Origin of the sequence: Streptomyces sp. NPDC055962 (assembly GCF_042270185.1) — a bacterium.
In the GTDB taxonomy this organism is placed as follows: domain Bacteria; phylum Actinomycetota; class Actinomycetes; order Streptomycetales; family Streptomycetaceae; genus Streptomyces.
This window is the reverse complement of the sequence record NZ_JBHJYN010000001.1, coordinates 493961-518707: the sequence shown is the minus strand read 5'-3', so window position 1 is coordinate 518707 and position 24747 is coordinate 493961. Positions and strand designations below refer to the sequence as shown.

Below are 24747 nucleotides of genomic sequence, written 5' to 3'. Positions count from 1 at the left end.
CGGTCCGTCCTCCTCCGGGAGGGCGGACCGTCCGCGTGCGGGCAGGACGGTCCGCTACGAGCCCGGCGGCCGGGGACACGGGTGGTCAGGGACGGTAGACCGTCCCGGGCCGGGGCTCCGCCGGAGCCATCAACTGGGGGACGGTGACGAAGGTGAAGCCCTGCTTCCTCAGGGCGTCGATGATGCCCGGCACCGCGGGCACCGTCCCCTTGTAGATGTCGTGCAGCAGGATGATCCCGTCCTTGCCGGCCTGGTCGAGTATCCGCTTCCTGATCAGCGCGGAGTCGTTCGTGGAGTAGTCCTTGGCGGTCGCGCTCCACAGGACCTGGGAGAGTCCGAGCTCCTCGCAGATCCCGGAGACGGTGTCGTCGGTGCGGCCCTGCGGAGGGCGCATCAGCCGGGGCTTCTTCCCGGTGATCCCCTCGATCGCCAGCTGGGTCCGCTCCAGTTCGGCCCGTATCTCGTCGGGCTTCCGCCCCGTCAGGATCTGGTGCGACCAGGTGTGGTTGGCGACCTCGTGCCCCTCGGCCGCGATGCGCCGCACCGTGTCCGGGTGCTTGAGCACGTGGTTCTTCCCCAGCAGGAAGAACGTGGCCGGCACCTTCTTCTCCTTGAGGACGTCCAGGAGGTGCGGTGTGTCCTTCGCGGGCCCCGCGTCGAAGGTCAGCGCGATGCACTTGGCCTTGCGGCAGTCCACCGGTCCGAACGCGCCCTTGGCGTCGGACGCGGCGTCGGCGCGGGCGGATCCGGGGGCCGTGGTCTCCATCGAGCATCCGCTGAGCGTCAGTGTGAGGACCGTCACGAGGGCGGCGGCCAACCCCGCGCCGAAGAGCGTCGTCTTTTCGGGCACAACAGACACAGCGCGTCACTCCCCAAGGCTCGGCCGCACACCGGTGGTGTGGCACGCCGCGACTATACATAGTGCGTATACGCGCGGTGCATAGTGGGGTGGCGGGCGGAAGCGAGCCCCGGTGACCTGGGGTCGGTCGCCGGGGCTCGGTGGTGCGGTCCGTGTCCTCAGCCGTTCGCGAGCGCCACCACGCGGTCGAGCGCCCCGTTGAAGTGGTTGTGGTCGCCGACCGTCGGGCCCGACGACGTGTACTGCCACATCGTGTAGTAGCTCCAGCCGGCCGGGAGTTCGCCGACCGTGGTGTTGTAACGGGCCACCCAGAGCGGGTTGGTGGCGCCGAATCCCGCATGGTTCCCCGTGCAGTCCTTCCACCAGCTGGTCGCGGTGTAGATCACCGGGTCGCGTCCGGTGCGCGCCTTGTAGGTGTTCACGAAGTCGCGGATCCAGGCGACCATGCCGGCCTGGGTCTTGCCGTAGCACTGGGCGCCGTAGGGGTTCCACTCGATGTCCAGTACGCCGGGCAGGGTCCTGCCGTCCCTGGACCAGCCGCCCCCGTTGTCCACGAAGTAGTCGGCCTGGGCCGCTCCGCCGGTCGTGTCCGGGGTGGCGAAGTGGTAGGTGCCCCGGACCATCCCGACGCCGTAGGAGCCCGTGTACTGCTGCGTGAAGTACGTGTTCCGGTAGTACGTCCCCTCGGTGGCCTTCACGTAGGCCCACTTCACGCCGCTGTTCCACAGGGTCGGCCAGGCGACGTCTCCCTGGTGGCTGCTGACGTCCACGCCCTCGGTCTGCACCGCGGCCGGACCGGTCGGGGAGCCGCTCCCCTGGCCGTCGTGCGCGATCACGCCCTGGCCCATCCTCGCCGTACCCCTTTCGGGGACGGCCGCGGTGGCGGCCCCGGAGGCCGGTCCGGGCAGGGCGAGCAGGAGGGCGAGAGCGGCGAGGAGAGTGCCCGTCGCGAGGGTGCGGGGGCGGTGGGACGAAGCGGTTCCGGATCTGTGCACGGGCATTGCGTGCCTCCGAGGGCTCGGTGGGGGAGCTCATGGCCCAGGAGCGGGTGCGGGACACTCCTGCGATGCGTGCACCGTGGTGCGGGCGTGTGATGTGCACACGCCACCCACGGCGCTCACGAAGCTACGCGCGTGGACCCGTGCCCGGAAGGGCCCCTGGCCGCCGCCGGAGGTCTACGCCTGCGAAATACTGGCCCAGCTGCGGCGATGACCGGAGTCGGAAGAAAATTTCATCGGCGGGAAAGCGTATGAGGGGTACTGACGTGCACGTGAGTGGAAGCGGCAGTGAACCCGGTGTGACGGCCGGAAGCGGTGTGGACCATGAGTTCCTCGCGCTGGAGCGCGAGCTGGCTGTCTTCCTGCGCCGTGCGCGGGCCACTTCGGGGGAGATGGCCCGCGAGGTCCATCCGGATCTGGAAGCCGCGGCCTACGGGCTCCTCGTGCGGCTGGAGTCCGCCGGGCGTCAGCGCGCCACGGACCTCGCCGCCTACTTCGGGGTCGGCAAGGCGACCATGAGCCGTCAGCTGCGGGCCCTGGAGGGGCTCGGTCTGGTGGCGCGCGAGGCCGACCCCGCGGACGCCCGCGCCTCCCTGGTCCACCTCACCGACGAGGGCCTCGCGCGTTTCCGCAGCGTCCGTGACGCGCGACGCGGCCGCTACGCCCGGAAGCTCGCCGGCTGGGACCGGACCGAGGTCGCGGAACTGGCCCGCCTGCTGCACCACTTCAACGAGCGCGCCGAGGAGTGAGGAGCGCCGGGGTGGAGCGGCTACAGCTCGACGAGGACCGCCGTCGCGTCGTCATGGGTCTTGCTGCTGCGCAGGTGCACGCGCTCGGTGTCGGCCCGCTCCAACTCCCTGACGCGGTCGATCAGCCCCTGAGGTCCCGCCTCGCGCAGCACCCCCAGGGTGGCCGTCCAGTCACCCTCCCGGAACTTCTCCGTCCAGCGGCTCGCCCCGTCGGTCAGCGCCGCCAGCGCCCTGACCTCCGCCCGGGGGGTCTCGCCGGTCACCGCGCGTGACGCCACCAGGGGGTCGGCGGCGGCCGTGAAGAAGCCGCCCTCCTTGTTCCGCACGTGGGCGTCCGCGATCTCCGCCGAGGCGAGCGAGCCCGGCGGCAGCCGGTCGAGGCGGTCGTCGAGCAGCGGTCTGACCGTGCCGTCGGGCCCCTCGACGAGCAGGGCCGAGTCGGAGAGCACCAGGTGCTCGACCCTCTCGTCGTCCCAACGCGCCAGGACCACGGTCGCCTGAGGCGTACGGGGGTGAGAAAGGTCACACAGGGAACGGTGCGTGTCGGCGGTGCGCCGGATGGACGCCGCGAGGATCTCGGTGAGTGTCAGATCCCTCCGCGAAGCGGACAGTTCGGCCAGCGCGCCCCCGAGCCGCGCCGTGAACCACGGAACCGAGTGCACACAGCCGTCGCTGCCGGGGGGAGGCGTCACGCCGTCCAGCAGGACGAGGGCGCCACCCCGGCCTTCCGCAGGGGCCAGGGCCGATACCCAGTCCTCGTTGGGGCGTTCGGGGCCGCCCGGCTCGGTGGCGAGTTCGATGCGCATTCAGCCAGTCTGCACGATGCCTTCACGGCGCCTGCACGATCCCGGGGTTGGGCCGTCGCGGCAGGTCAGAATGGCCACGGGGCAAGGAATCCAGGGCCTTGTGCATATGCGGGCGGGCATACTGCCAAAGCCTGGCCCGAAGTTCCACCCGGTGGTCCGCGCATGCCTGGAGCCGCCTGTGGGGAGACTTGTTCGCCAACTCCGGAGTGATGTTCACTCGTTCGAGTGGCGGAGCGGTTGATGCGCGGCCCCCCTCCCAAAAGCGCTGGAATGGTCGGAAGCCGTACGGCGCCCACCAGGGCGGGGTGCCCATTCACGTGACTGCGCGTCACCTCTGCTTCAAGGGCGGACGAGTCAAGATTGCGAGCACCGGTGCAGAAGAAGCGGCCTCGGAGCAAGGACAGCACGCGCGAGGAGTCCGGGGCGGTGCCTCAGGCTGCGGGTGCCTCCAAGCGGACCGTACGGGTACGCAGCCGGCTCGTCGCCGGCGTCGCCGTCGTGGGGATCACCGTCATCGCGGCGGGAGCCCCGGCGGCCCTCGGCGCGTCCTCCGATCTCAACGAGTCCCAGCGGCTGGTCACGCTCGCCGAGCTGAACCAGCAGGCCATCACCCTCGCGCACTCCCTCGCGGACGAGCGCGACCAGGTCACCGCCCACATCGCGGGCGGCCGTGAGGACAAGGACGCCGAGGACGGCACCACCGGGCCCGCGGCCCGCGTCGACCAGCAGGCCGACGAGATCAGGGAGGCCGCCCCGGCAGCACTGCGCCGGGACCTCGCCGAGATCCCGTCGCTCCGCCGGACCGCCCTCACCGGCAAGGGCTCGGCCATGGAGGCCTACCAGGCCTACTCCGAGGTCATCGCGAAGCTCCACGACCTCGCCGACGAGCTCGCCGAGAAGACCCCGCCGCGCGCCGCCGACGCCACCCGCGCGCCGCTCGCGCTCGGTGGCGCGGTCGAACAGGCCTCCGCCACCAGGGGACTCCTCCTGGCCGCGCTCGCCGTGCCCGGCTCGGAGCCGCCCCAGCAGCAGATCGACCCGTTCACCGGCCTGCCCGTCCAGGGCCAGGACACGGGCGGCGACGAGGACGACCGCGACCGCGACGAGCTGAGCGCCGCCGCCCAGCAGGCCCGGGTGCGCGAGCTCGCCTCCCTCGCCGAGTTCGACCAGTCCGCCGGGCCCACCGCCCGCGACAAGCTCTCCTCCACGGTCACCGGCCCCGAGGTCACCCGTGCCGAGAAGTACCTCACCCGGTTCACCGACCGCCCCGAGCTGTCCGACGAGGACCGCGCGGCCGACCCCGAGAAGGTCGAGGCCGCGCTCTCCGCGCGGATCGACCGCATGCGCTCGGTCGAGTCCGCGCTGGGCACCGCACAGGTCGCGCGACTGGAAGGGCTGCGGGACGACGACGTCACCGCACTGGAGCTCAGGCTCGCCCTGCTCGGCGGCTGCCTGCTGATCGCCGTCGGTGTCTCCACGGCCGTCGCCCGCACCCTCACCCAGCCGCTCGCCGTCCTGCGGATCGGCGCCGGCCGGATCGCGGCCGAACCCGAGACCGCCGAACCGGTCCGCTACACCGGGCGCAACGACGAGTTCGCCCAGGTCGTACGGTCCATCAACGCCCTGCACGGCAAGCTGCACGGGCTGCACAACGACGTCACCGGCCGGCTCGGGAGCATGGAGACCGAGCGGGGCGAGCTGATCGCGGGCCGCGAGGCCCTCACGCTCCAGCGGGCCGAACTCCAGGTCCGGGTGGCGGAACTCTCCGGACAGCTGGAGCGGCTGCGGAACACGGTCCACCACACCTTCGTCAACCTGTCGCTGCGGACCCTCGGCCTGGTCGAGCGGCAGCTGGGCGTCATCGAGGGCCTGGAGGAGCGCGAGCAGGACCCCGAGCGCCTCGCGACCCTCTTCAAGCTGGACCACATGGCCACGGTCATGCGGCGCCACAGCGAGAACATGCTGGTCCTCGCCGGCACCGATCACAACCAGGGCCACGCGGGTCCGATCCCGCTCGTCGATGTACTGCGCGCCGCGGTCAGCGAGATCGAGCGGTACGAGCGGGTGACCATCCAGTCCCTGCCGCCGCACGCCCAGGTCGCGGGCTTCGCCGCCGACGACCTGAGCCACCTCGTCGCCGAACTCCTGGAGAACGCGACGTCCTTCTCCCCGCCCGACTCCCATGTCGAGCTCTCCGGCTGGCTGCTGGAGACCGGGGAGGTGATGCTCTCCGTGCAGGACGAGGGCATCGGCATGTCGGCGGTCCGGATGAGTGAACTCAATGCCAGGCTGGCCGACCCGGCGTCCTTCGAAGCGGGCGAACAGGCCGCCGACGGGGCCGGGCTGGGTCTTCAGGTGACCTCGCTGCTGGCGGCCCGCCACGGCGTACGGGTGCAGTTGCGCGAGCAGAAGGGGAGCGGGGTGACCGCGGTCGTCGTCCTTCCCCAGGCGCTGCTGCCCAAGGCACCGCCCACCGCGTCCCCGCCGCCCGTCACGCTGCCGGGCGACGCGCCCACCCTGAACCTCCCCGGATCGGTCGCCGAGGCCAACTCCAACGCGCTGCCGACCCGTTCGGCCCTCCCGGCAGGGGATCCGCTGATCGCGGCAGCCGAGCGGACCCTCCAGGCGGCCGGCACGGAGCCCGCGGCGACGGAGGCAGCGGTGCCGGGGCCCGCCCCGGCACCCGCCGAGGCCGTGGTCCACGAGGCGCCCGCGCCCGCCGCCGCCCGGCCCGGGCCCGCGGCCGACGAGGAGCCCGCGGCCGGCGAGGAGTCCGACGCCGAGACCACCATGCAGGTCCGGCTCCCCGCACAGAAGGACGCGCCGAGCCCCTACGCCATCGGGCCCGACCGCCACGAGCGCGCCGCGGACACCAGCCCCGCCACGGCCCCCGCCCCTGCTCCGGCCCCCGCTTCCGACCCGGCTGCCGAGGCCGTGCCGGGCCCCCGGCAGCCGCTGACCGGACTCGGCGAGGAGGTGCCCGACCCGGCGCCCTCGCCCGAGCGCCTCACCGACAAGGGGCTGCCCAAGCGCACCCCGAAGATCTCCGCACCTCCGGCGGCCCCGGTCACCGAGCGGAAGGGCACCCTGGACAAGGAGGCCCTGCGCCGCCGGCTCGGCGGCTTCCACCAGGGTGCGAAGGACGGCCGCCGCGATGTCGAGGCGGAGATCGCCGACAGCGGCCCACAGACCGACCACGACCGTACCGACGGTCGAATCGATGAGACGGGGGACACAGTCGAGGAGGCACGCAGTTGACTGCGCCCAGCACATTCGGGCTGAGCACCGAGGCCCGGAACCTTCACTGGTTGCTGAGCAATCTCGTGGAGGAGGTGCCAGGGGTCCACTCGGTCACCGTCGTCTCGTCCGACGGGCTGATGCTGCTCTCCTCGGACCCCGGTCTCGCGACGGCCAAGGCGGCAGGACGGCAGACGGGTCCCAGGGGCTCCAGTGCCGATCTCGCCACCATCGTCTCCGGCATCGGGTCCCTCACCATCGGCGCCGCCAAGCTGATGGACGGCGGTGGCGTCAAGCAGACCATGGTCGCGATGGACGAGGGCAGCGTCTTCGTCATGTCGATCAGTGACGGCTCCCTGCTCGGTGTGCACGCCACCCCCGACTGCGACATGAGCGTCATCGCCTACCACATGGCGCTCTTCGTCGGCCGTGCCGGACACGTACTCACCCCCGAACTCCGCAGTGAGCTGCGCAAATCGATGGAGAGCACCCAGTGACGTCAGCTGCTGAACCCGTACGAAAACTCCCCGTCCGGGGTGCCGACCGGAAGGCCGCTCGGGTCCGTCCGTACTCCCTCACCGGCGGCCGCACCCGCTTCGGGCACGTCCTGCTCGTCGAGACCTTCGTCGCCGCGCTGGACGCTCCCGAGGAGCGCCGCGAGCTCACGAACGGCAACCTCGCCTCGCGGGTCATGCCCGAGCTGCACGCCATCGTCGAACTCTGCCGCCGTATGCGTACGGTCGCGGAGATCTCGGCCCTGCTGAAGATGCCGCTCGGCGTGGTCCGGGTGCTGCTCAGCGACTTGGCCGACCAAGGAAAGATCCGCGTGTACGGAACCGGTCACGGCACCGGCCAGCCCGACCGCGCGCTGCTCGAAAGGGTGCTCAATGGACTCCGCCGTCTCTGAGGCGCCGCTCTTCACTCCGCGTCAGCGGGGGCCGCAGGACGGGCCCGGTGAGTCGGTCCAGGCCTGGCAGCTCGACCACACGCGCGCACCGATCGCGACCAAGATCGTGGTCGCGGGCGGCTTCGGCGTGGGCAAGACGACGTTCGTCGGATCGGTCTCCGAGATAACCCCGCTGCAGACCGAAGCGCTGATGACGCAGGCCAGCGAGGAGACCGACGACCTCACGGCGACCCCCGACAAGGTCACCACGACGGTCGCGATGGACTTCGGCCGCCTGACACTGGACGACGACCTCGTCCTGTACGTCTTCGGCACCCCCGGTCAGCAGCGATTCTGGTTCATGTGGGACGACCTCGTGCGCGGCGCGATCGGCGCGGTCGTCCTGGCCGACACCCGGCGGCTCGCCGACTGCTTCGCGGCGCTCGACTACTTCGAGAGCTGCGGCCTCCCCTACATCGTGGCGGTCAACCACTTCGAGGGGACGACCGGTTACGAGGAGGACGACGTCAGGGAGGCCCTGACCGTGCCCCCGCACGTGCCTGTTGTGATCATGGATGCGCGTAAGAGGATCACGGTCGTCGAGTCGCTGCTCGCCCTGGTGGGCCACGCACTCGACGTCGCCCCCGAGTAAGACGGACGCACCCAGCACACGTAACGGAGAACCGCGATGCGGAAGATACTCATAGTCGGAGCCGGCCAGTCCGGTCTCCAGCTGGCCCTCGGACTGCAGTCCAGCGGGTACGAAGTCACCCTGATGTCCAACCGCACCGCGGACGAGATCCGGTCCGGCCGGGTCATGTCGACGCAGTGCATGTTCCACACGGCCCTCCAGCACGAGCGCGACCTGCAGCTCAACTTCTGGGAGTCGCAGGCCCCGCGGATCGAGGGTGTGGGCGTCTCGGTCGCCGGCCCCGACTCCTCACGGGTCATCGACTGGGTCGGCAAGCTCGACGGCTACGCGCAGTCCGTGGACCAGCGCGTGAAGATGGCCGGCTGGATGGACACGTTCGCCCAGCGCGGCGGGCAGCTCGTCATCCACGGTGCCGCCGTCTCCGACCTGGACTACTTCTCCCGCACCTACGACCTGGTGATGGTCTCGGCCGGCAAGGGCGAGCTCGTCTCCATGTTCGGCCGGGACGCCTCCCGTTCGGCGTTCGACGCCCCGCAGCGCGCGCTGGCCGTCGCCTACGTCCACGGTCTGGGCCCCCGCCCGGAGCACCCCGAGTTCGACGCGGTGCGCTGCAACCTGGTCCCCGGGGTCGGTGAGCTCTTCATCATGCCGACCCTGACGACCTCGGGCCGCGCGGACATCCTGTTCTGGGAGGGCATCCCCGGCGGTCCGCTCGACGCCTTCCAGGGCATCAAGGACCCGTCGGAGCACCTGGCCAAGACGCTGGAGCTCATGGAGACGTACACCCCGTGGGAGTACGCGCGCGCCACCAAGGTCGAGCTGACGGACGCCAACGCCACGCTGGCGGGCCGTTACGCCCCGACCGTCCGCAAGCCCGTCGGGCGGCTGCCCGGCGGTGGTCTGGTCCTCGGCGTCGGGGACGTGGTCGTCGCCAACGACCCGATCACCGGTCAGGGTTCCAACACCGCGTCCAAGTGCGCGCACTCCTACCTGCACTCGATCCTCGAGCACGGCGACCGCCCGTTCGACGAGGAGTGGATGGAGGCCACCTTCGAGCGCCACTGGGAGAAGACGCAGCACGTCGTGAAGTGGACGAACGCGATGCTCGGCCCGCCGCCGGAGCACGTGCTGAACCTGATCGGGGCCTCCGGCCAGCTCCAGCCGGCCGCCGACCGCTTCGCCAACGGGTTCGACAACCCGGCGGACTTCGACAACTTCTTCTTCGAGCCGGAGAAGACGAACGCGTACCTCGGCTCGCTCACGGGCGCCCAGGGCTGACGTCCGCGCACCCCGGAACCGGGCCGCCACATCCGTCACGCAGGCAGGGACGGACGGGGCGGCCCGGTTCTCATGCGTCCGGGGCGTCGTACCCGGTGTCGGACCCGGAGGCGGCGTCCTCGGGCAGCTCCGGAAGGGTGTACGCGCTCAGCGGCTCGCCGTCCGGATCCGGGCGTACGGCACCCAGCAGGGGGTTGGAGGCCAGGGGGGACACCTTCACCGAGGCCCCGGCCCTGGGGGCCTGGACGACGAGGCCGTCGCCGATGTACAGCGCCACGTGCGTCGCCTTCGGGAAGTAGACCACCAGGTCGCCGGGGCGCAGCGAGCCGACCGGAATCCTCGGCAGCTCCCGCCACTGCTCCTGCGAGGTCCGTGGGATGGTCCGCCCCGCGTCCGACCAGGCCTGCGAGGTGAGCCCGGAGCAGTCGAAGGAGTCCGGCCCCTCGGCGCCCCAGACGTACGGCTTGCCGATCTGCCCGACCGCGAACCGCACGGCCTCGCTGCCCTCCTCGGACGGCGGCCGGGCAGAGCTGAGCGCTCCGGAGGCGGCCAGCGCGTCCTGGGCCTCGCCGACGTTCTTCTTCTCCAGCGACGACAGGGCCGCGAGCTGCTCCGCGGACAGCGAGGCGAGCATCGCCTCGATGCCCTTCAGCCGTGTCTCCACGGTGTCGCGCTGCTTCTTCCGCTGCGCGGCCAGCGCCCGCTGCCGGTCCTGGGCGGTCCGGGACCGGGCCGCCAGCTCCTCGGCGTGCTTCTCCGCACCGGTCAGCCGGTCGACCACCGCCGACCGGCCGGCCTGGGCGCGCTCGATGACATGGCTCTGCTCCAGGGCCCGTGCCGGGTCCTCGGCGAGCAGCAGGCGCAGATAGACGGAGAAGTCGGTGCGTCCCTGGTACTGGTCCCGCGCCAGCCGCCCGGCGTCACGGCGGCCCGAGTCCAGGGCCCTGCGCGCCCGGGCGAGCTCGGCGCGCAGCTTCCCGGCCGCGGCCGTACGCTTCTTCAGCTCGTCCTCGGTGCCCTTGTACAGCTCGCCGGCCTCCTCGGCCTTCCGGTAGAGCGTCTGCAGCTGCGCGAGCAGTCCCGCCACGCTCTGCGGCTCGGCTCCGGCGGCCGGGGCGGGGTCCGGCCCGGCCGCCGGAGCCGACCCCGGGTCGGCAGGTTCGGCGAAGGCGGGCGAGGCGGCGACGACCGCGGCCAGCGCCGCGGTGCAGAGGGTACGTGCGAGTCTTCCTGACACGACATCACCTCCGGTGACAAGGGTGATGCCGATTAATCGGATTACCCCACGAATGGTCGGATCTCGACCATCCGGTCACTCGGCCGGGAGTGATGCAAGGACCGTCCCGCGCGCCGTCCGGGGCGTGCCCCGAACGGAGGACGCCCCGGGAGTCACTCCACGGGGAAGGCGTAGAAGGCCCGTTCTCGCCGTACGACGGTGGTCCTGCCGGCGGGCAGCACCCGGTACCACCCGGTGACGGTCGCACCCTTCGGGTCCTGGACCCCGATGTCCTGGAACTTCCACAGCCGGCGGCCGTCCGCCGCGTCGAAGGCGGTCACCTGCGTGGTGTCCGCCGCGAGCAGGGTCTTCCCGCCGCCGCTGAGCGCGATGGAGGGCGCGTAGGTGCCGAGCGGACCCTCGGTGGACCGTCGCCAGAGCAGCCTGCCGGTCGCGCTCTCGACCGCGGCGACCTCCTGGTTGCGGTTCGTGGTGTGCAGCACCTCCCCCGCAGGGAGGGGGGTGCCGAAGACGGACGACGCCGTGCCGTTGAGCGTCCAGACCGGCTTCCCGGTGCCGGTCCCGAACGCCTGCAGGTCGTCGCCGACCGCGGCGTACAGCCGCCCCGCCTCGTCACCGGCCGCCGATCCGGACGGCGGGACCGCGCCGAACTGCCGGGTCCACAGCGGCTTTCCCGTGGCGCGGTCGAAGCACCGGAAGGTCGCCCTGCCCTTGGCCGCCGCCACGTCGGCGGGCGTGAGCGTGCCGGCGTCCTGCCGTACGACGATGTCGGCGTCCCTGACGGCGGTCAGACGGTGGACCGGGGTGCCGGGGGCCCGGCCGGCGGGGACGGGGGTGCGCCAGAGTTCCTTGCGCCGCACGAGGTCGTACGCGAAGAGGTACGCCTTGACGACCTGCTTGTCCTTGCCGGGCTTCTTGCCCTTCTTCGGCTTCGGTGCCTTCTCGGTGACGGTGTGGGACCCGGTGAACCAGAGCACGGAGCCGGACACTCCGGTGAGCGTGGAGACCTTCATGCCGGGCATGCCGGTGAACTGGTCGGCGAAGCGCACCCGGTGCGCGATCCGCCCGTCCTTCGCCGACAGCCAGAGGAACTCCGTCGGGCTCGCCAGGAAGCAGAGGCCCTCACCCGCCGGGAGGACCTCCTGGGCACCGGCCGCGTCGGCACGCTCCCAGACCTTCCGCCCGGTGCGCAGGTCGACGGCGGTCGCCCGGGCCTCGTCCGTCAGCACCAGGAGCTCGTCCTGCCAGACGCCCGCGGTGAGCGGGGCCGGTGAGGCCGCCGGGTGGGTGTAGATCCACCGGGGATCCGGGGCCCGGCCGGGGACGGCGGGGCCGGGCCGGGCGGCCGGCTTGTCGTCGGTGTCCGCGGCGGCGGAGTCGTCCTGCCCGAGGGCGGCCACCGCGGCTCCGCCCAGGACCAGCCCGGCGGCGCCCGCGGCGACGGCGGTGAGCAGCGCCCGCCGCCCGGTGACCGGGCCGGCCCCTCCGCCACCGGCCGGTGCGGCCGGTGCGGCGGCGGGCAGGGGCAGCGGGGCGGGTGCGGGCGGCCCCTGGGGAGCGGCGGCCGGGTACGCGTACGGGTACGGCTGCGCGGAAGCGGGAGCAGGCACGGGCACGGGCGGGAGTGCGGGAGCGAGGGCGGGGAGCAGCGCCGCTGCGGCGGGGCCCGGGGGAGTGGATCCGGTCGCTTCCCGGGGGAGGGCGAGCTGGGCCGTCACCCGGTCGGACTGCGGTGAGCGCGCCCCGGTTCCCAGGAATCGCGTCGTCCGGCTGTCGTCGCCGACGTCCCCGCCGTCCCCCGCTCCGTCCGCGGGAGCCGCGTCCTGGACCGGGTCCGGAACCGCGTCCTGGGGCGGGTCCACCGGAGGCTCCAGGGACCGGGCCCTGACCCCCTGGTCCGTCACCGCGGCCGACAGGGGCCCGGGGAGCCAGCCGCCCTTGGCGAGCCCCGCGGCGCCCTCCAGCGCCAGTTTCGCCGCCACCGCTCCCGCACCGGGCCGGTCGTCCGGATCCTTCGCGAGGCAGTCCGCGATCAGATCACGCAACTCGTCCGGTACCGAGCCCAGTTCGGCCGAGCCGTGCGCGATGCGCTCCGCGGCCTCGTCGGCGGGCCCGTCGGCGAGCGGGGTGGTCCCGGTCGCCGCGTACGCAAGCAGCAGGCCCAGGACGAACAGGTCCGACGCCGGGCCCGCCTCCTTGCCCTCGACCTGCTCCGGGGTGAGATATCCGAGCCGTACCGACAGCTGCCCGCTCTCCCGGGACTCTGCGGAGGCCGCGGCACCCAGGGGGCCGAACGCAGCGAGCCGGGGCCCGTCCTCGGCCAGCAGCACCGTCTCCGGCGCCAGTCCCTGGAGCACGGCCCCGGCGGCGTGCACCCGGGAGAGGGTCTCGGCCAGCCCGGCACCGATTATCCGCACGGCACGCTCGGGCAGCGGACCGGCGAGGCCGATCGCCTCGGCGAGCGTCACCGCGGGCACATAGGCGGCGGCGGTCCACAGGGCCTCGTCCTCCGGCGCGGCGAGCGGCGGCTGGACCCAGCGGCCCGCGAGGCGCTCGGCGGTGCGGGCCTCGGACCGGAAGCGGCGCCGGAACGCGGGTACGGAGGCGAGGGCGGGCCGTGCGGCGGTCACCACGGCGAGCTCGTCGCCGTCCGCGCCGCGGGCCAGGAAGTGCACCGAACTCGCGCTCTCGCGGAGGCGCGCCAGCGCCGTGTACGGGCCGAAGCGGCGTGGATCGTCCTGACGCAGCGCCTCCATGGCGCACCCCCCTTGTGACCGTGCCCTCGGCACCTGACCGCCGATCTTACGGCCGCCCGCGCGGATGCGGCTCAGGACCCGCTGCGGGGCCTGGTCCAGGGCCACTTGGGGGTGAAACGCTCCCGTCCGCCGGGGGCGTACTCGTACACCCAGCCGCGCTGGAGCCCGAGCCGCTTCGAATAGCCGGCCGGAGCACGCCGGTACGCGTACACGGTGGCCGGGCCGCCGTCGGCGGCCGGCACCGGGACCTCGTACCACTTGGGCGGATGGCCGGTCGGCCCGAGCAGGACGGGCAGCACCCGGCCGTCCAGGGGGCCGCCGCGGAAGGGCGTGTTCTCGCTTTTCACGGTGCCAGTCTCACCCAGGAGCCCTCAGTCCGGCGGCAGCAGGTGTGCGGCCCGGCCGGCGACCGGGATGATCAGCGTCGCGAGCCGGCCGGCGGGGCCGTCCGCGGTCTCCTTGCCCAGGAGCTCCGCCACCACGGCTTCCGTCTCCTTGTCCGAGGCGGCGGTGGCCGCGAGCAGGGCCATCAGATGGTCGACGAGCCAGCCCCGCAGGTCGGCGGGGCCGGGCTGCTTCCCCTCGTCCAGCCAGATCAGGGACGCGGCCTCCACGGCCGCGATCCAGGTGCGCACCATCATCCGCAGGCGCGGCCCGGCGGGTTCCTGTCCCGGGCCGCCGCCGCGCCCGAGGTGGAGCAGGATCTGCTCGGCCGCCGACCGGCGCACGCCGTCCACGATCGTCGACGTACGCGAGGTCTCGGCCACGCTCCCTCCGCGCAGCAACGCGCTGAAACCGGCGTCGTGCTGGTCGACGAAGCCGAGGTAGCGGTCCAGGACCCGGCTCACGCGCTCGGTGGGCGGCCCGACCGCGGGTTCGGCGAAGCAGAGCGTCAGCTGCTCGGCGGCCGACCCGAGAGCGGCCTCGTACAACTGCTGCCTGCCGCCCGGGAAGTAGCGGTAGACCAGGGGCCGGGAGACACCGGCCGCCGCCGCCACCTCGTCGATGGAGACGTCGTCCGGTGCCCGGTGGGCGAAGAGGGTGAGCGCCGCGCCGAGCAGTTGGGCGCGGCGCTCCTCGACACCGAGCCGTCGGTACGCGCGGGCCGGCGGTGCTGCGGGGGCGGAGGTCATACCCCGAAGCCTACGGCGGGCCGGCGCGTGAGGGGGCGGCGTCGCGCGGGCCGGTACGCGCGAAGGAGGCGGCCTCAGGCCAGCAGACCCGAGCTCTTCCACAGCCTGCGTCCCACCCCGTTGAGCACACCGATGTCGTCGAAGAAGTCCGTCAGCCGCTTCGCCCCCGTCTGCATGACCTCCGCCCGGTGGCCGCTCGCCTTCACCTGGGCGACGGCCTCGTGGCGGTCCAGACCCACGTTGTCGTAGACCTGCGGGTTGACGAAGCAGACGGAGAAGACCCGGGCCGCCTCCCCGCAGTTGAGCCGGGTGAGACGGCGCTCCCAGTGCGGCGCGGTGACCATCTGGCGCCGCAGCTCCTCCCGGGCGTAGCGCACGTGCCGGGCCTCCTCGACGACGTGGATGCGGGTCACCCCGCGCACCAGCGACTGGACGCGCTCGTCGGGGAAGGTGAGCCGCTGCATCCAGTCCAGGATCTCCTCGCCCAGCAGAGTCGCGGCGAAGGAACCTGGGGTGGTGGAGATGGTCTTCAGTACCCGTGCCAGGTTGTGGTAGCGCCGGGGGACCGGATAGCTGGGTGCCCCGCCCCACTCGATCATGCGGGCGAACATCATGGAGTGCCGGCACTCGTCGGCTATCTCCGTGAGGGCGTACCGGACGTGCTTGCTGGTCACGGACTTGTCGTAGATGTGCCGGACGAGGAGCTGCATCAGGATGATCTCGAACCAGATCCCGAGCGAGGCCAGCGACGCCGCCTCGTGCCGGGCCAGTTCCATCCGCTGCTCCTGCGACATCTTCCGCCACAGCGGGGTGTCGTAGAGGGAGACCAGCTCCGGGGGCCAGAACCACTTGCCGTCCTCGACGGCCGAATCCCAGTCCAGCTCGGTGTCCGGGTCGAAGGAGTGCTTGGCCGAGGCCTCCAGAAGGCGGACGGCGACCTGTTCGCGGTCCTTGAGGGGGCCGAGGGCATCGCGCAGCGCCTGGATGTCCTGGTCGGTCACTGTCGTCATGGCTGAAGGCACCTCGCACATGGGGTTACCGGCGGTCAGGTTGGCGGTCACCCATATGAGACTGCCTGTCAGCAAGACAGTCAATCCCTTGTGCGCGACTTGTTGACCGCGCGTCTACCAACGTGTGAACCTGCCAACTGACGTCAGCACCACGGAACGTACGATCCTCGCCAGGCGAAGGAGCTGTCCGTGTCGACACACGACCTCTACACCACCGCACCCACCGCACCCACGTGGCAGGTCCCCGCCACAGGGGCGGCCCGGTTCAACTGGGACTACGACGACGGCCGCGAACGCCTCCTCGCCCTGTACCAGAAGGGCAAGGACAAGCAGTGGGACGGCAACAAGCGCATCGACTGGAGCCTGGAGGTCGATCCCGCCGACCCGCTCGGCACCCCGGACGAGGCCCTCACCCTCTACGGCACCCCGCACTGGGCGAAGATGACCGAGCGGGACCGCGGCGAGCTGCGCAAGCACTACACCTCCTGGCAGTTCAGCCAGTTCCTGCACGGCGAGCAGGGGGCGATGGTCTGCGCCGCCCGGATCGTGGAGTCCGTCCCCGACCTGGACGCGAAGTTCTACTCCGCGACCCAGACGATGGACGAGGCCCGGCACGCGGAGATCTACGGACGCTTCCTGCACGAGAAGATCGGGATGCTCTACCCGGTCAACGACAACCTCCAGGGGCTGCTCGGCGACACTCTCCGTGACTCCCGCTGGGACATGCCCTACCTCGGTATGCAGGTCCTCATCGAAGGGCTGGCACTGGCCGCGTTCGGAATGATCCGCGACACCACCACCAAGCCGCTGCCGAAGCAGATCCTCGCCTACGTCATGCAGGACGAGGCCCGGCACGTGGCCTTCGGCCGGATGGCGCTGCGCGACTACTACAAGCAGCTGAGCGACGCCGAACTGCGCGAGCGCGAGGAGTTCGTCATCGAGGGCTGCTACCTGATGCGCGACCGCCTCAGCGGTGTCGAGGTCCTGGAGAACTTCGGCATCGGCAAGCAGGAGGCCAAGGACCTCTCCGAGCACTCGGAGTACCTCCAGCTCTTCCGCAAGCTGTTGTTCAGCCGGATCGTCCCCTGCGTCAAGGACATCGGCCTCTGGGGCGAGCGGCTCCAGAAGGCCTACGTCGACATGGGCGTGTTCGAGCTGGGCGACTCGAATCTGGACCTGCTGATGGCCCAGGACGAGGAGATCGCCGAGCAACTGGACCGGGACCGCTTCGCCGTGGAGGAGCAGGCGCGGGTCGCGGAGGTCGCCGACGCGATAGCGGATGGCGGCACCCCCGGGTGAGCGCGCCCGGGAGTGCACCCCGGTCGAGTGCCTCCGAGTGAGCACCCCCGGGGCGCGCGGCGCCGGACGCCTGCGGGGCCCGGCGCGTGCGGCGCCCGTGCACGGAGAAAGGGGATGTGCGCCTCCGGGCCACCCGGGCAGGATGGGAGGCATGAACTCGACCTCCACCGGCGGGGACACGGCGGCCGCGCGCCGCAGCCTCGAGGCGCTCGCGCTCGGTGACGCCTTCGGGGAACGCTGGTTCCCGCTCTTCCGGCCGCCCCGGCAGGCGTACGCCGAGGTCCGCGCGCGCCGGACCCCGCACGAGCCCGAGTGGCACTGGACCGACGACACCGCGCTGGCGCTCGCCCTGCAACGGGTGCTGGACGAGCACGGGGAGGTCGTACAGGACCGGCTCGCCCTGTACTTCGCCCTGGCCTTCGAGGCGGACCGTGCCCGCGGGTACGGGCACGGCATGCACATCCTGCTGCCGGAGCTGCTGACCTCGCCGGCCGACTGGCGCACGCTGGCGCCCGGACTCTTCGAGGGCGGCAGCCTCGGCAACGGCGCGGCGATGCGGGTTGCGCCGCTCGGGGCCCGCTTCCACGCGGACCTCGGCCACGTCGCCGAACAGGCCGCGCTCTCCGCGGTCGTCACCCACGCCCACCCGGAGGGCGTCGCCGGCGCGGTGGCGGTGGCGGTCGCCGCGGCGCTCTCGGTGCGCGGGGAGTTCACCCTGGAGGCCGTCGCCGGGCGTACGCCGGAGGGGCTCGTGCGCGAGGGCGTGCTCCGTGCTGCCGAGGTGCCCTTCACGACGGAACCCTGGAGGGCCGCCGATCTCCTGGGCAACGGGCGGCGGATCAGGGCCGACGACACGGTGCCGTTCGCGCTGTGGACCGCCGCCCGGCATCCGGACGACCTGGAAGCGGCCCTGTGGTCGACGGCCGAGGGCTTCGGAGACGTGGACACGACCTGCGCGATCACCGGGGGCGTCGTCGGCGCCCGGACCGGGATGGAGGGCGTCCCCGCGGAGTGGCGGCGGCGGAGGGAGCCGCTGGACCGATGGGGGCGGCCGCGGAGCGATCCCTGGTGACCGGGCGGGCCTGACCGGGCGGATTCCCCGGAACCGGCCGACAGGTGCACGGACCTGGCGTTCCCGGCACCACGCACAGGCCCGTGGTGCCGAAGACCCTGGCGGCCGGAGGAGGAGTTCACCCCCGGCCGCGATCCTGGAGGGGGCCGCCGAGTCGGACGGCGGCGAGGCCGTCGCCCCGTCGACCTGGCGACGTCGGCCGGCGGGACGCCGGTGGTGCGCGCGGAGATCCGTCAGCCGACCGGCCGGGACCGGGGGAGATGGCGCTCCAGCGCGCGGGCGGCGCCGAGCAGTTCGGCGTCCTGCCCCCGGTCTGCCACCAGCTGGAGCCCGGCCGGGCAGCCGTCCGGGGTGAGCCCGGCCGGCAGGCTCGCCGCCGGATGCCCGCTGAGGTTGAAGGCCCACGTGAGCGCGGTGGAGTAGACGTCACCCGGCCCGTCGTGGCCGTGCGGCCGGTTGGGTGTGACCGGGGTGAGCAGCAAGGGCGTCCGGGCGAAGAGGGCGTCGAGGGTCCGGTCGTTGGCCTCCCGCAGCCGCTCCGAGGACGGGGTCCGGGTCCCTCCGCGCACCGCGAGCCAGGCCTCGGCCGGATCCAGCAGTGTGCAGGGGGCCGGCACCAGGCGTACGGCTCCCGCCGCCACCAGCCGGCCCACCGCGGCCCGTGTCACCTCCGCCACCTCCGGGTCGACGCGGGCGAATCCGAGATCCGGGCTGAACACGGCGGGAACGGGGAGGCGCGCGGGTCTCGGCACATATCCGTCCAGGACATGGCTCAGACAGGTCTCCGCGAGCCCGGCGGAGCTCGCCAGCAGGCCCGCGGACGCGAGGCCCGTACGGTCGGGGGAGGGCAGCAGCCCCCTCGTCGTCCGCAGACCGAACACCCCGCACCACGCCGCCGGGATCCGCACCGACCCGGCGCCGTCGCTGCCCGTGGCCACGTCGACCATGCCTGCCGCGACGGCCACCGCGGAGCCCGCGGAGGAGCCGCCCGGAGTCCGGTCGCGGCACCAGGGGTTGACCGTACGGCCGTGCGCCCCCCGGCCCCAGGTCTGCCACCCGGTGCCCGGGCCGGGCACCGAGGTCGCACCGACCGGGATCCCGCCCGCGGCGATCAGACGGCGTGCCGTGTACGAGCGGATGCCCGCGCGTCCCTTCACGGCGAACGGCAGTCCGGCGAGCGGGAGGCGGGACGCGTCTGCCTCCCGGGACCGTGCCTCCTCGTGCCACACCTCGGTGAACGCGCACAGGTCCGGGTCGAGCCGGTCGATCCGTCCGAGGGCCGTCGCCAGAGCCGATGTCATGGACCCAGTGTCGCCGGGCCGGCCTCACTCCCGCAGCGCCGCCTCCATCACCGCACGGGCGATCGGGGCCGCGTTGCCGCCCCCGCTGACGTCGGCCCGGTCGGCCTCCGCGTCCTCCACGACCACCGCCACGGCGACCGCCGGGCGCCCGGAGTCCGGCGCCTGCGCCCAGGCGATGAACCAGGCGTACGGGGTCCCGGAGTTGTCGACCCCGTGCTGGGCGGTGCCCGTCTTGCCGCCGACCGTCACACCGTCGATCGCCGCGTTCGTGCCGGTGCCGTTCTCCACCACGTCGACCATCATCCGCTGGAGCTGCCGGGCCGTCGTGGGGTTCATGGCCCGGTGGTACGAGTCGGGCCCCTGCTGCCGGACCGTGCCGCCGTCGTCGGTGGTCACCCGGTCCACCAGCTGCGGGCGCATGAGCTCACCGCCGTTCGCCACCGCCGAGGCGACCATCGCCATCTGCAGCGGGGTCGCCGCCGTGTCGAACTGGCCGATGGAGGACTGGGCGAGCTGGTCGTCGCTCATGTCCTCGTCGAAGTTGCTGCGGGCGACCCGGGAGGGGATCTTCAGGCCGTCGTCGTTGAACCCGAATCCGGCGACCGCGTCCAGCATCCCGTCCAGCCCCACCTGGACGCCGAGATGGGCCATCACCGTGTTGCAGGACACCCGGATCGCCTCCGCCAGGGACGCCTTCCCGCAGCCCTTCGCCTCGTTGGGCAGCACGGTCGAGGTCCCCGGCAGGACGTACGGCGACGGGGTGTCCGTGTCCGCGTCCGGATCGGTGACCACGCCCGCGTCCAGCGCCGCAGCCGCCGTCACGATCTTGAAGGCGGAGCCGGGCGGATAGGTCTGCCGCAGGGCCCGGTTGAGCATCGGGCGGCTCGGCGCACGGTTGAGCCGCGCCCACGCGTCGGTGACGGCAGGGCCGGTCCCGGAGAGGACCTCGGGGTCGTACGAGGGCGAGGAGACCAGCGCCAGGATCCGGCCGGTCGCCGGGTCGAGCGCCGCGACCGCGCCGCGCCGGCCGTCCAGGCCCTCGTACGCCGCGCGCTGCACCGCGTCCTGGACGGTGGTGACGACGTCGCCCCCGGGCTGCAGGCTGCGTGTGATGTCACCCCACAGGGGGAGCGGGGCCAGGATGGGGTCGGAGCCGGAGAGGACCGGGTCCTCGGCGTTCTCCAGCAGCGTGGTCCCGTACGTCTGCGAGGCGTACCCCGTCACCGGTGCGTACAGCGGACCGTGGCGGTAGGTGCGCTCGTACGCCAGCTGCTCGCCGGTGTCCTTCGAACCGGTGACGGATTCGTCGCCGACCAGGATGTTGCCGCGCGGCTGGTCGTAACGGTCGATGGTGGTGCGGCGGTTGGCCGGGTTGGCGTCGAGCTCGTCGGCCTCGAAGAGCTGGACGCGCGCGGCGTTCGCCAGCAGGGCGAGGAGCAGCAGCAGGCAGAAGCCGGCGGCGTGCCGGATGTAGCGGATCACTGTTCCTCCGCGGCCGGCACGGTTGCGGTGCCGGGGTCGGGTGTGCGGGCCACGTCGCTGACCCGGATGAGGAGGGCCACGATGATCCAGTTGGTGACGACGGACGAGCCGCCCTGGGCGAGGAACGGCATCGCCATCCCGGTCAGCGGGATCAGCCCCATCACCCCGCCCGCGATCACGAAGACCTGGAGCGCCAGGATCGAGGCGAGGCCGATCGACAGCAGCCTGCCGAAGGGGTCGCGCAGGGCCAGCCCCGCGCGGAACCCGCGGGCCACCAGCAGGGCGTACAGCAGGAAGATCGCGGTGAGGCCCGCCAGGCCGAGTTCCTCGCCCGCGGTGGCCAGGATGAAGTCCGACTTGGCGGCGAACCCGATGAGGATGGAGTGGCCCAGCCCGAGGCCGGTGCCGAGCATGCCGCCGGCGGCGAACGCGAAGAGCGACTGCGCGAGCTGACCGGGTCCCTGCCCCGCGTCGATCGTGGCATAGGGGTCGAGCCAGTCCTCCACCCTGCTGTGCACATGGGGTTCGAACGAGCCGACGACGAAGGCGCCCGCGGCGGCGAGGAGCAGCCCGACGGCGATCCACCCGGTCCGGCCGGTGGCCACGTACAGCAGGATCACGAAGAGGCCGAAGAAGAGCAGTGAGGTGCCGAGGTCCCGTTCGAGGACGAGGACACCGACGCTGAGCAGCCAGATCGCCACGATGGGCCCGAGCACCCGGCCCGTGGGGAACTGGATCCTCCAGATCGTGCGGCCCGTGTACGCGAGCGCGTTGCGGTTCGCGGCGAGGTAGGCCGCGAAGAAGACGGCGAGCAGGATCTTGGCGAACTCGCCCGGCTGGAAGGAGAGGCCGCCGAGACGGATCCAGATCCTGGCCCCGTTCACCGCGGGGAAGAAGATCGGCACGATCATCAGCACCAGCGCCGCGGCGACCGAGAGGTACGCGTAGCGCTGGAGCACCCGGTGGTCCCGGAGCAGTACGACGACGGCGATGAAGAGGGTGACCCCGAGGGTGGACCAGATCAGCTGGGTCGTCGCCGCACGGTCGCCCGGGGTCTCCAGGTCGAGCCGGTAGATCAGCACCAGCCCCACCCCGTTGAGCAGTACGGCGATGGGCAGCAGCAGCGGATCGGCGAACGGGGCGCGGAAGCGGACCGCGAGATGGGCGAGCAGGGCGAGGAGGCCGAGCCCCGCGCCGTACCCGGCGACGTCGGGAGGCACGGCGTCGTTCCGGGCGAGGCCGACGGCGGCGTAGCCGTAGACGGAGATGAGCACGGCCCCGATCAGGAGCGAGAGCTCGACCCCGCGCCGCTTGGGCAGGCGTAGCTCGGGCGGGCGTGCCTCCGCCGTCGGTGCGGTCATGCCCCGCAACGTAGCAAGAGGCGGGTGTTATTTCCCTTATGTCACCCTCGTGGCACTTCCCCGGCCTCCACCGCCCGACGGATCAGCTCTGGTAGGGGTTCTGGCCGCCGGGGGGCGCGTAACCGGGCTGCTGCTGCGGCGCTCCGTACGGATTGCCGTCCTGCCCGCCCTGGGCCTGCGCCAGCAGCTGTTCGGCCTGCTCCTTCGGTATCTGCCGCTCACCGCCGCAGAAGGTGCACTGCGTCGCGTACTTCGTGGAGAAGGGGAACAGCGGCACGAAGAACAGCGTGAACTTGGTGACCCGCTTGCGCAGGGTGTGCGCCGCGGGATTCCCGCACCAGCCGCACACCATCGTCAGGACCGCCAGTTGGTGGAGATAGCCCCGCGTACCGAAAATGATCATGATGTGTTTCCTTTCCCCGTGCTTCCCAGGAGCGCCCGCCGGCAGACCGCCAGCAGCTTCTCGTCCTCATGAGTGTCGTGACTGCCGTATCCGCCGTCCATCGCCTTGTGGCGGCGTACGGACAGGAGCTCGGCGCGCAGCACCCGTGTCGCGTCCGAGCCTGCACCGCCGGGGCCCATCCGCGCCAGGCATTCCGCCACCCGGACCCTGACATGGCAGTTCTTCTCCCACGCCGACAGGAGCACCGGCACCACCTCGGCGGTCCGCCCCGAGATCTCCCACAGGGCGATCGCCGCCTCGACCCGGAGCCACAGCTCGTCGTGCGCCAGGAGGGCCCGCAGCCGCGGCGCCACCGCCCCCGCCCGGGGTCCCAGCGCTCCCAGCGCGCTCGCCGCCGCCCGGCAGTCGCGCGCCTGTTCCGCCCACAGCCCCTCGGTCAGCACCGGCAGGACCGCGTCGGCGTCGCCGGTCACCGCCCAGAGCGCCTCGGCAGCCTCGGTCGCCGCAGCCGTCCCCGGGCGCCGGACCAGCCGCCGGAGCTCCGGGACCGCGCAGCCGGCGGCCGGTCCGAACGAGCCCAGCGCCCGCAGCGCCGCTGTCCGCAACCACTCGCCCCGGTACTCGGGCGCCCCTCGCAGCACCCGCAGCACCTCGGGGGCCGCCTCGCCCGCGCGCAGCGCCGTCAGCCCCGCGAGCAGCGGACTCGCCCGGTCGTACGCGCTCTCGTCCAGGGCGACCTCGCCCAGCCTGCGCCGCAGTGCCCCGGCGAGCGGGTCGGCCGCGGCACCCAGGCATCCGATCGCGAAGCCCACGTCGTGCGGCACCTCCGGCCGCTCCAGAGCCGCAGCCAGGGCGGGCAGTACCCGCGCGTCGCCCAGCCTGGCCAGCGCCTTCACCGCCGAGCCGAGCCCCGGAGGGCCGCTCGGCCACTCCTTCACCCAGGCCCCGGGGTCCCCCGCCACCCGCTCCGCGAGGGCGTCCCCGGCCGGCGCGGCCAGGGCGAACAGGTCCTCCAGCGCGTACGAGGCCGCCTCGGCCAGCCGGGGTTCCGGATCCGAGAGCTGCGCCCCGACCAGCCGCACCAGCTCCTCGTACGCCCCGCGCCAGGCCCGCATCAGCCCGCTGCTCATCCGCACGGCGTCGACGCGCTGCCAGGGGTCGGGGCTGCCCAGCTGGTCCGTCAGCAGCGCCGTACGGTCCGCCACGCGGTCGTCCAGGCCGACGTGCAGGGTCCGCAGCAGGTCGGTGGCCCACGGGGTGCCCCGCCCGGCGGAGTCCTCCGCGGACAGCTCCCGCAACCGGCCCACCAGGGTCGGAGCGGTGGTCCGGTCCGACGCCCCCTCGTCGCCGCCCGGCGGCTCCGAGGCGGAGGTCTCCACGAGGGCCGGCCCCGAGCGGAGCTCCCGCAGCAGCCCGGACACCACCCGCACGACGTCGCCGGGCAGGGCGTCGGGGGAGCACCGGGCGAGCTGGGCGAGGGCGGCGAGCCGCAGTCCGGGCGGGTACGCCTCCGCCGCGAGCCGGCTCAGCCAGTCCGCCACCCGTTCCGTGAGCCGGGCATGGCGCAGGGCGATCCGGCCGGCGGCCTCGACGAGCGCGAGGCGCACCTCGTCGTCGGCCTCCACGGGCAGCCGCTCCCTCAGCAGCGCGAGCACCCTGGCGGGCCGGGTGTGCAGGGTGGCCAGCGCCAGCGGGGCGGCGAGTCGCACCCCCGGGTCCTCGTCGGCGACGAGCTCGAAGAACACCGGGGAGCCCGCCGACACGGCGGCCGCCGCCATCGCGTAGTTGGCCACGCCCTCGATCTCGTCCTCGTCCAGCTCGTCGAGCCCGTCCTCCTCGTCCTCGTCCAGGTCGATGCCGCCGATGCTGGTGAGCAGCTCCACGATGCCGCCCCGGTCCCGTATACCGGGGTCGGCCGCCAGCTCGAAGAGGAACGGGATGCAGGCCAGCGTGCACGCGTACACGTTGCCCTGGTGGTGGACCGCGCCGTACATCCCGTCGAGCGCGCTCTCCCGCTCCGCCGGGTCTGCGGAGGCGAGTCCGTACAGCAGCCCCGGCACGTCGTCGGCCGGGCCGTAGGCATGCTTCATCGAGGCCCAGCCGACCTCGTCGATCCCCGTGAACACGCCACACCCTCCCCGTGTCTTCCTTCCGCGCCCCCCACACGGCGGAGAACCATGCCGTGAAGCAGCGTCTGGGCAGAGTGTGCACCACGGCCCGGACAATCC

The 24747-nt window shown here is 72.8% G+C and carries 21 protein-coding genes; 8 read left to right on the top strand and 13 right to left on the bottom strand.

Going from position 1 to position 24747, the window contains the following annotated elements:
• Nucleotides 1-85: 85 nt before the first annotated feature.
• Nucleotides 86-850 carry a polysaccharide deacetylase family protein gene (locus tag ACFC51_RS02265; protein ID WP_376527047.1) on the bottom strand — a complete coding sequence of 255 codons (765 nt, stop codon included), beginning with the start codon at nt 848-850 and terminating at the stop codon, nt 86-88.
• Between the two features lie 167 nt (nt 851-1017).
• Nucleotides 1018-1860, bottom strand: coding sequence for a lysozyme (locus ACFC51_RS02260; RefSeq protein ID WP_376526591.1), 843 nt, complete (start codon nt 1858-1860; stop codon nt 1018-1020).
• A 248-nt stretch (nt 1861-2108) separates the two neighbouring features.
• Here ACFC51_RS02260 and ACFC51_RS02255 point away from each other — a divergent pair, with 248 nt between their 5' ends.
• Nucleotides 2109-2606 carry a MarR family winged helix-turn-helix transcriptional regulator gene (locus ACFC51_RS02255; RefSeq protein WP_376378985.1) on the top strand — a complete coding sequence of 166 codons (498 nt, stop codon included), beginning with the start codon at nt 2109-2111 and terminating at the stop codon, nt 2604-2606.
• A 20-nt stretch (nt 2607-2626) separates the two neighbouring features.
• On the opposite strand, the gene ACFC51_RS02250 is transcribed toward ACFC51_RS02255, so the two are convergent.
• A complete protein-coding gene (locus ACFC51_RS02250; RefSeq protein ID WP_376378982.1) occupies nt 2627-3412 on the bottom strand; it encodes a protein phosphatase 2C domain-containing protein in 786 nt (261 codons plus the stop codon).
• Nucleotides 3413-3784: 372 nt separating this feature from the next.
• Between ACFC51_RS02250 and ACFC51_RS02245 the strand changes: the two genes are divergently transcribed.
• Genes ACFC51_RS02245 through ACFC51_RS02225 form a run of 5 tightly spaced genes read left to right on the top strand, consistent with a single transcriptional unit; the run spans nt 3785 to nt 9465 of the window.
• Nucleotides 3785-6670, top strand: a complete 2886-nt coding sequence (locus ACFC51_RS02245) for a nitrate- and nitrite sensing domain-containing protein (RefSeq protein ID WP_376526588.1) — start codon at nt 3785-3787, stop codon at nt 6668-6670.
• On the top strand, nt 6667-7146 hold the full coding sequence (locus ACFC51_RS02240) for a roadblock/LC7 domain-containing protein (protein WP_376378976.1): 480 nt from the start codon (nt 6667-6669) through the stop codon (nt 7144-7146). The genes ACFC51_RS02245 and ACFC51_RS02240 overlap by 4 nt, the downstream gene beginning before the upstream one ends.
• Entirely contained in the window at nt 7143-7556 is a 414-nt protein-coding gene (locus ACFC51_RS02235; protein WP_103513691.1) for a DUF742 domain-containing protein, read from the top strand. The genes ACFC51_RS02240 and ACFC51_RS02235 overlap by 4 nt, the downstream gene beginning before the upstream one ends.
• The gene (locus ACFC51_RS02230) at nt 7537-8187 is read left to right on the top strand and encodes an ATP/GTP-binding protein (RefSeq protein ID WP_376526585.1); all 651 of its coding nucleotides are present in this window, start codon (nt 7537-7539) and stop codon (nt 8185-8187) included. The genes ACFC51_RS02235 and ACFC51_RS02230 overlap by 20 nt, the downstream gene beginning before the upstream one ends.
• A gap of 36 nt (nt 8188-8223) precedes the next feature.
• Nucleotides 8224-9465, top strand: a complete 1242-nt coding sequence (locus ACFC51_RS02225; RefSeq protein WP_376378970.1) for a styrene monooxygenase/indole monooxygenase family protein — start codon at nt 8224-8226, stop codon at nt 9463-9465.
• Nucleotides 9466-9535: 70 nt separating this feature from the next.
• On the opposite strand, the gene ACFC51_RS02220 is transcribed toward ACFC51_RS02225, so the two are convergent.
• The 5 genes from ACFC51_RS02220 to ACFC51_RS02200 form a co-directional block, all read right to left on the bottom strand.
• Nucleotides 9536-10702, bottom strand: coding sequence for a C40 family peptidase (locus tag ACFC51_RS02220; protein ID WP_376526583.1), 1167 nt, complete (start codon nt 10700-10702; stop codon nt 9536-9538).
• Between the two features lie 152 nt (nt 10703-10854).
• Nucleotides 10855-13458 carry a PQQ-binding-like beta-propeller repeat protein gene (locus ACFC51_RS02215; protein ID WP_376526580.1) on the bottom strand — a complete coding sequence of 868 codons (2604 nt, stop codon included), beginning with the start codon at nt 13456-13458 and terminating at the stop codon, nt 10855-10857.
• Nucleotides 13459-13529: 71 nt separating this feature from the next.
• Nucleotides 13530-13805, bottom strand: a complete 276-nt coding sequence (locus tag ACFC51_RS02210; protein ID WP_099174502.1) for a hypothetical protein — start codon at nt 13803-13805, stop codon at nt 13530-13532.
• A 24-nt stretch (nt 13806-13829) separates the two neighbouring features.
• A complete protein-coding gene (locus ACFC51_RS02205; RefSeq protein ID WP_376373864.1) occupies nt 13830-14591 on the bottom strand; it encodes a TetR/AcrR family transcriptional regulator in 762 nt (253 codons plus the stop codon).
• Between the two features lie 74 nt (nt 14592-14665).
• Nucleotides 14666-15601 carry a diiron oxygenase gene (locus ACFC51_RS02200; protein WP_376373861.1) on the bottom strand — a complete coding sequence of 312 codons (936 nt, stop codon included), beginning with the start codon at nt 15599-15601 and terminating at the stop codon, nt 14666-14668.
• Between the two features lie 189 nt (nt 15602-15790).
• Between ACFC51_RS02200 and ACFC51_RS02195 the strand changes: the two genes are divergently transcribed.
• Together ACFC51_RS02195 and ACFC51_RS02190 are read left to right on the top strand one after the other, a co-directional pair.
• A complete protein-coding gene (locus tag ACFC51_RS02195; protein ID WP_376373858.1) occupies nt 15791-16900 on the top strand; it encodes a ferritin-like domain-containing protein in 1110 nt (369 codons plus the stop codon).
• A gap of 151 nt (nt 16901-17051) precedes the next feature.
• The gene (locus ACFC51_RS02190) at nt 17052-17972 is read left to right on the top strand and encodes an ADP-ribosylglycohydrolase family protein (protein WP_376526577.1); all 921 of its coding nucleotides are present in this window, start codon (nt 17052-17054) and stop codon (nt 17970-17972) included.
• A 233-nt stretch (nt 17973-18205) separates the two neighbouring features.
• On the opposite strand, the gene ACFC51_RS02185 is transcribed toward ACFC51_RS02190, so the two are convergent.
• From ACFC51_RS02185 to ACFC51_RS02165, 5 genes are all read right to left on the bottom strand, one after another.
• Nucleotides 18206-19273, bottom strand: a complete 1068-nt coding sequence (locus ACFC51_RS02185) for an amidase family protein (RefSeq protein WP_376526575.1) — start codon at nt 19271-19273, stop codon at nt 18206-18208.
• Nucleotides 19274-19297: 24 nt separating this feature from the next.
• Complete coding sequence (locus tag ACFC51_RS02180) at nt 19298-20755, bottom strand: peptidoglycan D,D-transpeptidase FtsI family protein (protein WP_376373852.1); 1458 nt, start codon at nt 20753-20755, stop codon at nt 19298-19300.
• Complete coding sequence (locus ACFC51_RS02175; protein ID WP_376373849.1) at nt 20752-22116, bottom strand: FtsW/RodA/SpoVE family cell cycle protein; 1365 nt, start codon at nt 22114-22116, stop codon at nt 20752-20754. Before ACFC51_RS02175 ends, ACFC51_RS02180 begins: the two co-directional genes overlap by 4 nt.
• An 82-nt stretch (nt 22117-22198) precedes the next feature.
• Nucleotides 22199-22519, bottom strand: coding sequence for a zinc-ribbon domain-containing protein (locus tag ACFC51_RS02170; RefSeq protein ID WP_376373846.1), 321 nt, complete (start codon nt 22517-22519; stop codon nt 22199-22201).
• Complete coding sequence (locus tag ACFC51_RS02165) at nt 22516-24645, bottom strand: PBS lyase (protein ID WP_376526572.1); 2130 nt, start codon at nt 24643-24645, stop codon at nt 22516-22518. The genes ACFC51_RS02170 and ACFC51_RS02165 overlap by 4 nt, the downstream gene beginning before the upstream one ends.
• Nucleotides 24646-24747 lie beyond the last annotated feature (102 nt).

Bases quoted from the DNA above. Each gene is read 5' to 3' on its own strand.
- ACFC51_RS02260 (WP_376526591.1), bottom strand. From the start codon at position 1,860: ATGCCCGTGCACAGATCCGGAACCGCTTCGTCCCACCGCCCCCGCACC.
- ACFC51_RS02255 (WP_376378985.1), top strand. From the start codon at position 2,109: ATGAGGGGTACTGACGTGCACGTGAGTGGAAGCGGCAGTGAACCCGGT.
- ACFC51_RS02250 (WP_376378982.1), bottom strand. From the start codon at position 3,412: ATGCGCATCGAACTCGCCACCGAGCCGGGCGGCCCCGAACGCCCCAAC.
- ACFC51_RS02230 (WP_376526585.1), top strand. From the start codon at position 7,537: ATGGACTCCGCCGTCTCTGAGGCGCCGCTCTTCACTCCGCGTCAGCGG.
- ACFC51_RS02225 (WP_376378970.1), top strand. From the start codon at position 8,224: ATGCGGAAGATACTCATAGTCGGAGCCGGCCAGTCCGGTCTCCAGCTG.
- ACFC51_RS02215 (WP_376526580.1), bottom strand. From the start codon at position 13,458: ATGGAGGCGCTGCGTCAGGACGATCCACGCCGCTTCGGCCCGTACACG.
- ACFC51_RS02205 (WP_376373864.1), bottom strand. From the start codon at position 14,591: ATGACCTCCGCCCCCGCAGCACCGCCGGCCCGCGCGTACCGACGGCTC.
- ACFC51_RS02200 (WP_376373861.1), bottom strand. From the start codon at position 15,601: ATGACGACAGTGACCGACCAGGACATCCAGGCGCTGCGCGATGCCCTC.
- ACFC51_RS02190 (WP_376526577.1), top strand. From the start codon at position 17,052: ATGAACTCGACCTCCACCGGCGGGGACACGGCGGCCGCGCGCCGCAGC.
- ACFC51_RS02185 (WP_376526575.1), bottom strand. From the start codon at position 19,273: ATGACATCGGCTCTGGCGACGGCCCTCGGACGGATCGACCGGCTCGAC.
- ACFC51_RS02175 (WP_376373849.1), bottom strand. From the start codon at position 22,116: ATGACCGCACCGACGGCGGAGGCACGCCCGCCCGAGCTACGCCTGCCC.
- ACFC51_RS02170 (WP_376373846.1), bottom strand. From the start codon at position 22,519: ATGATCATTTTCGGTACGCGGGGCTATCTCCACCAACTGGCGGTCCTG.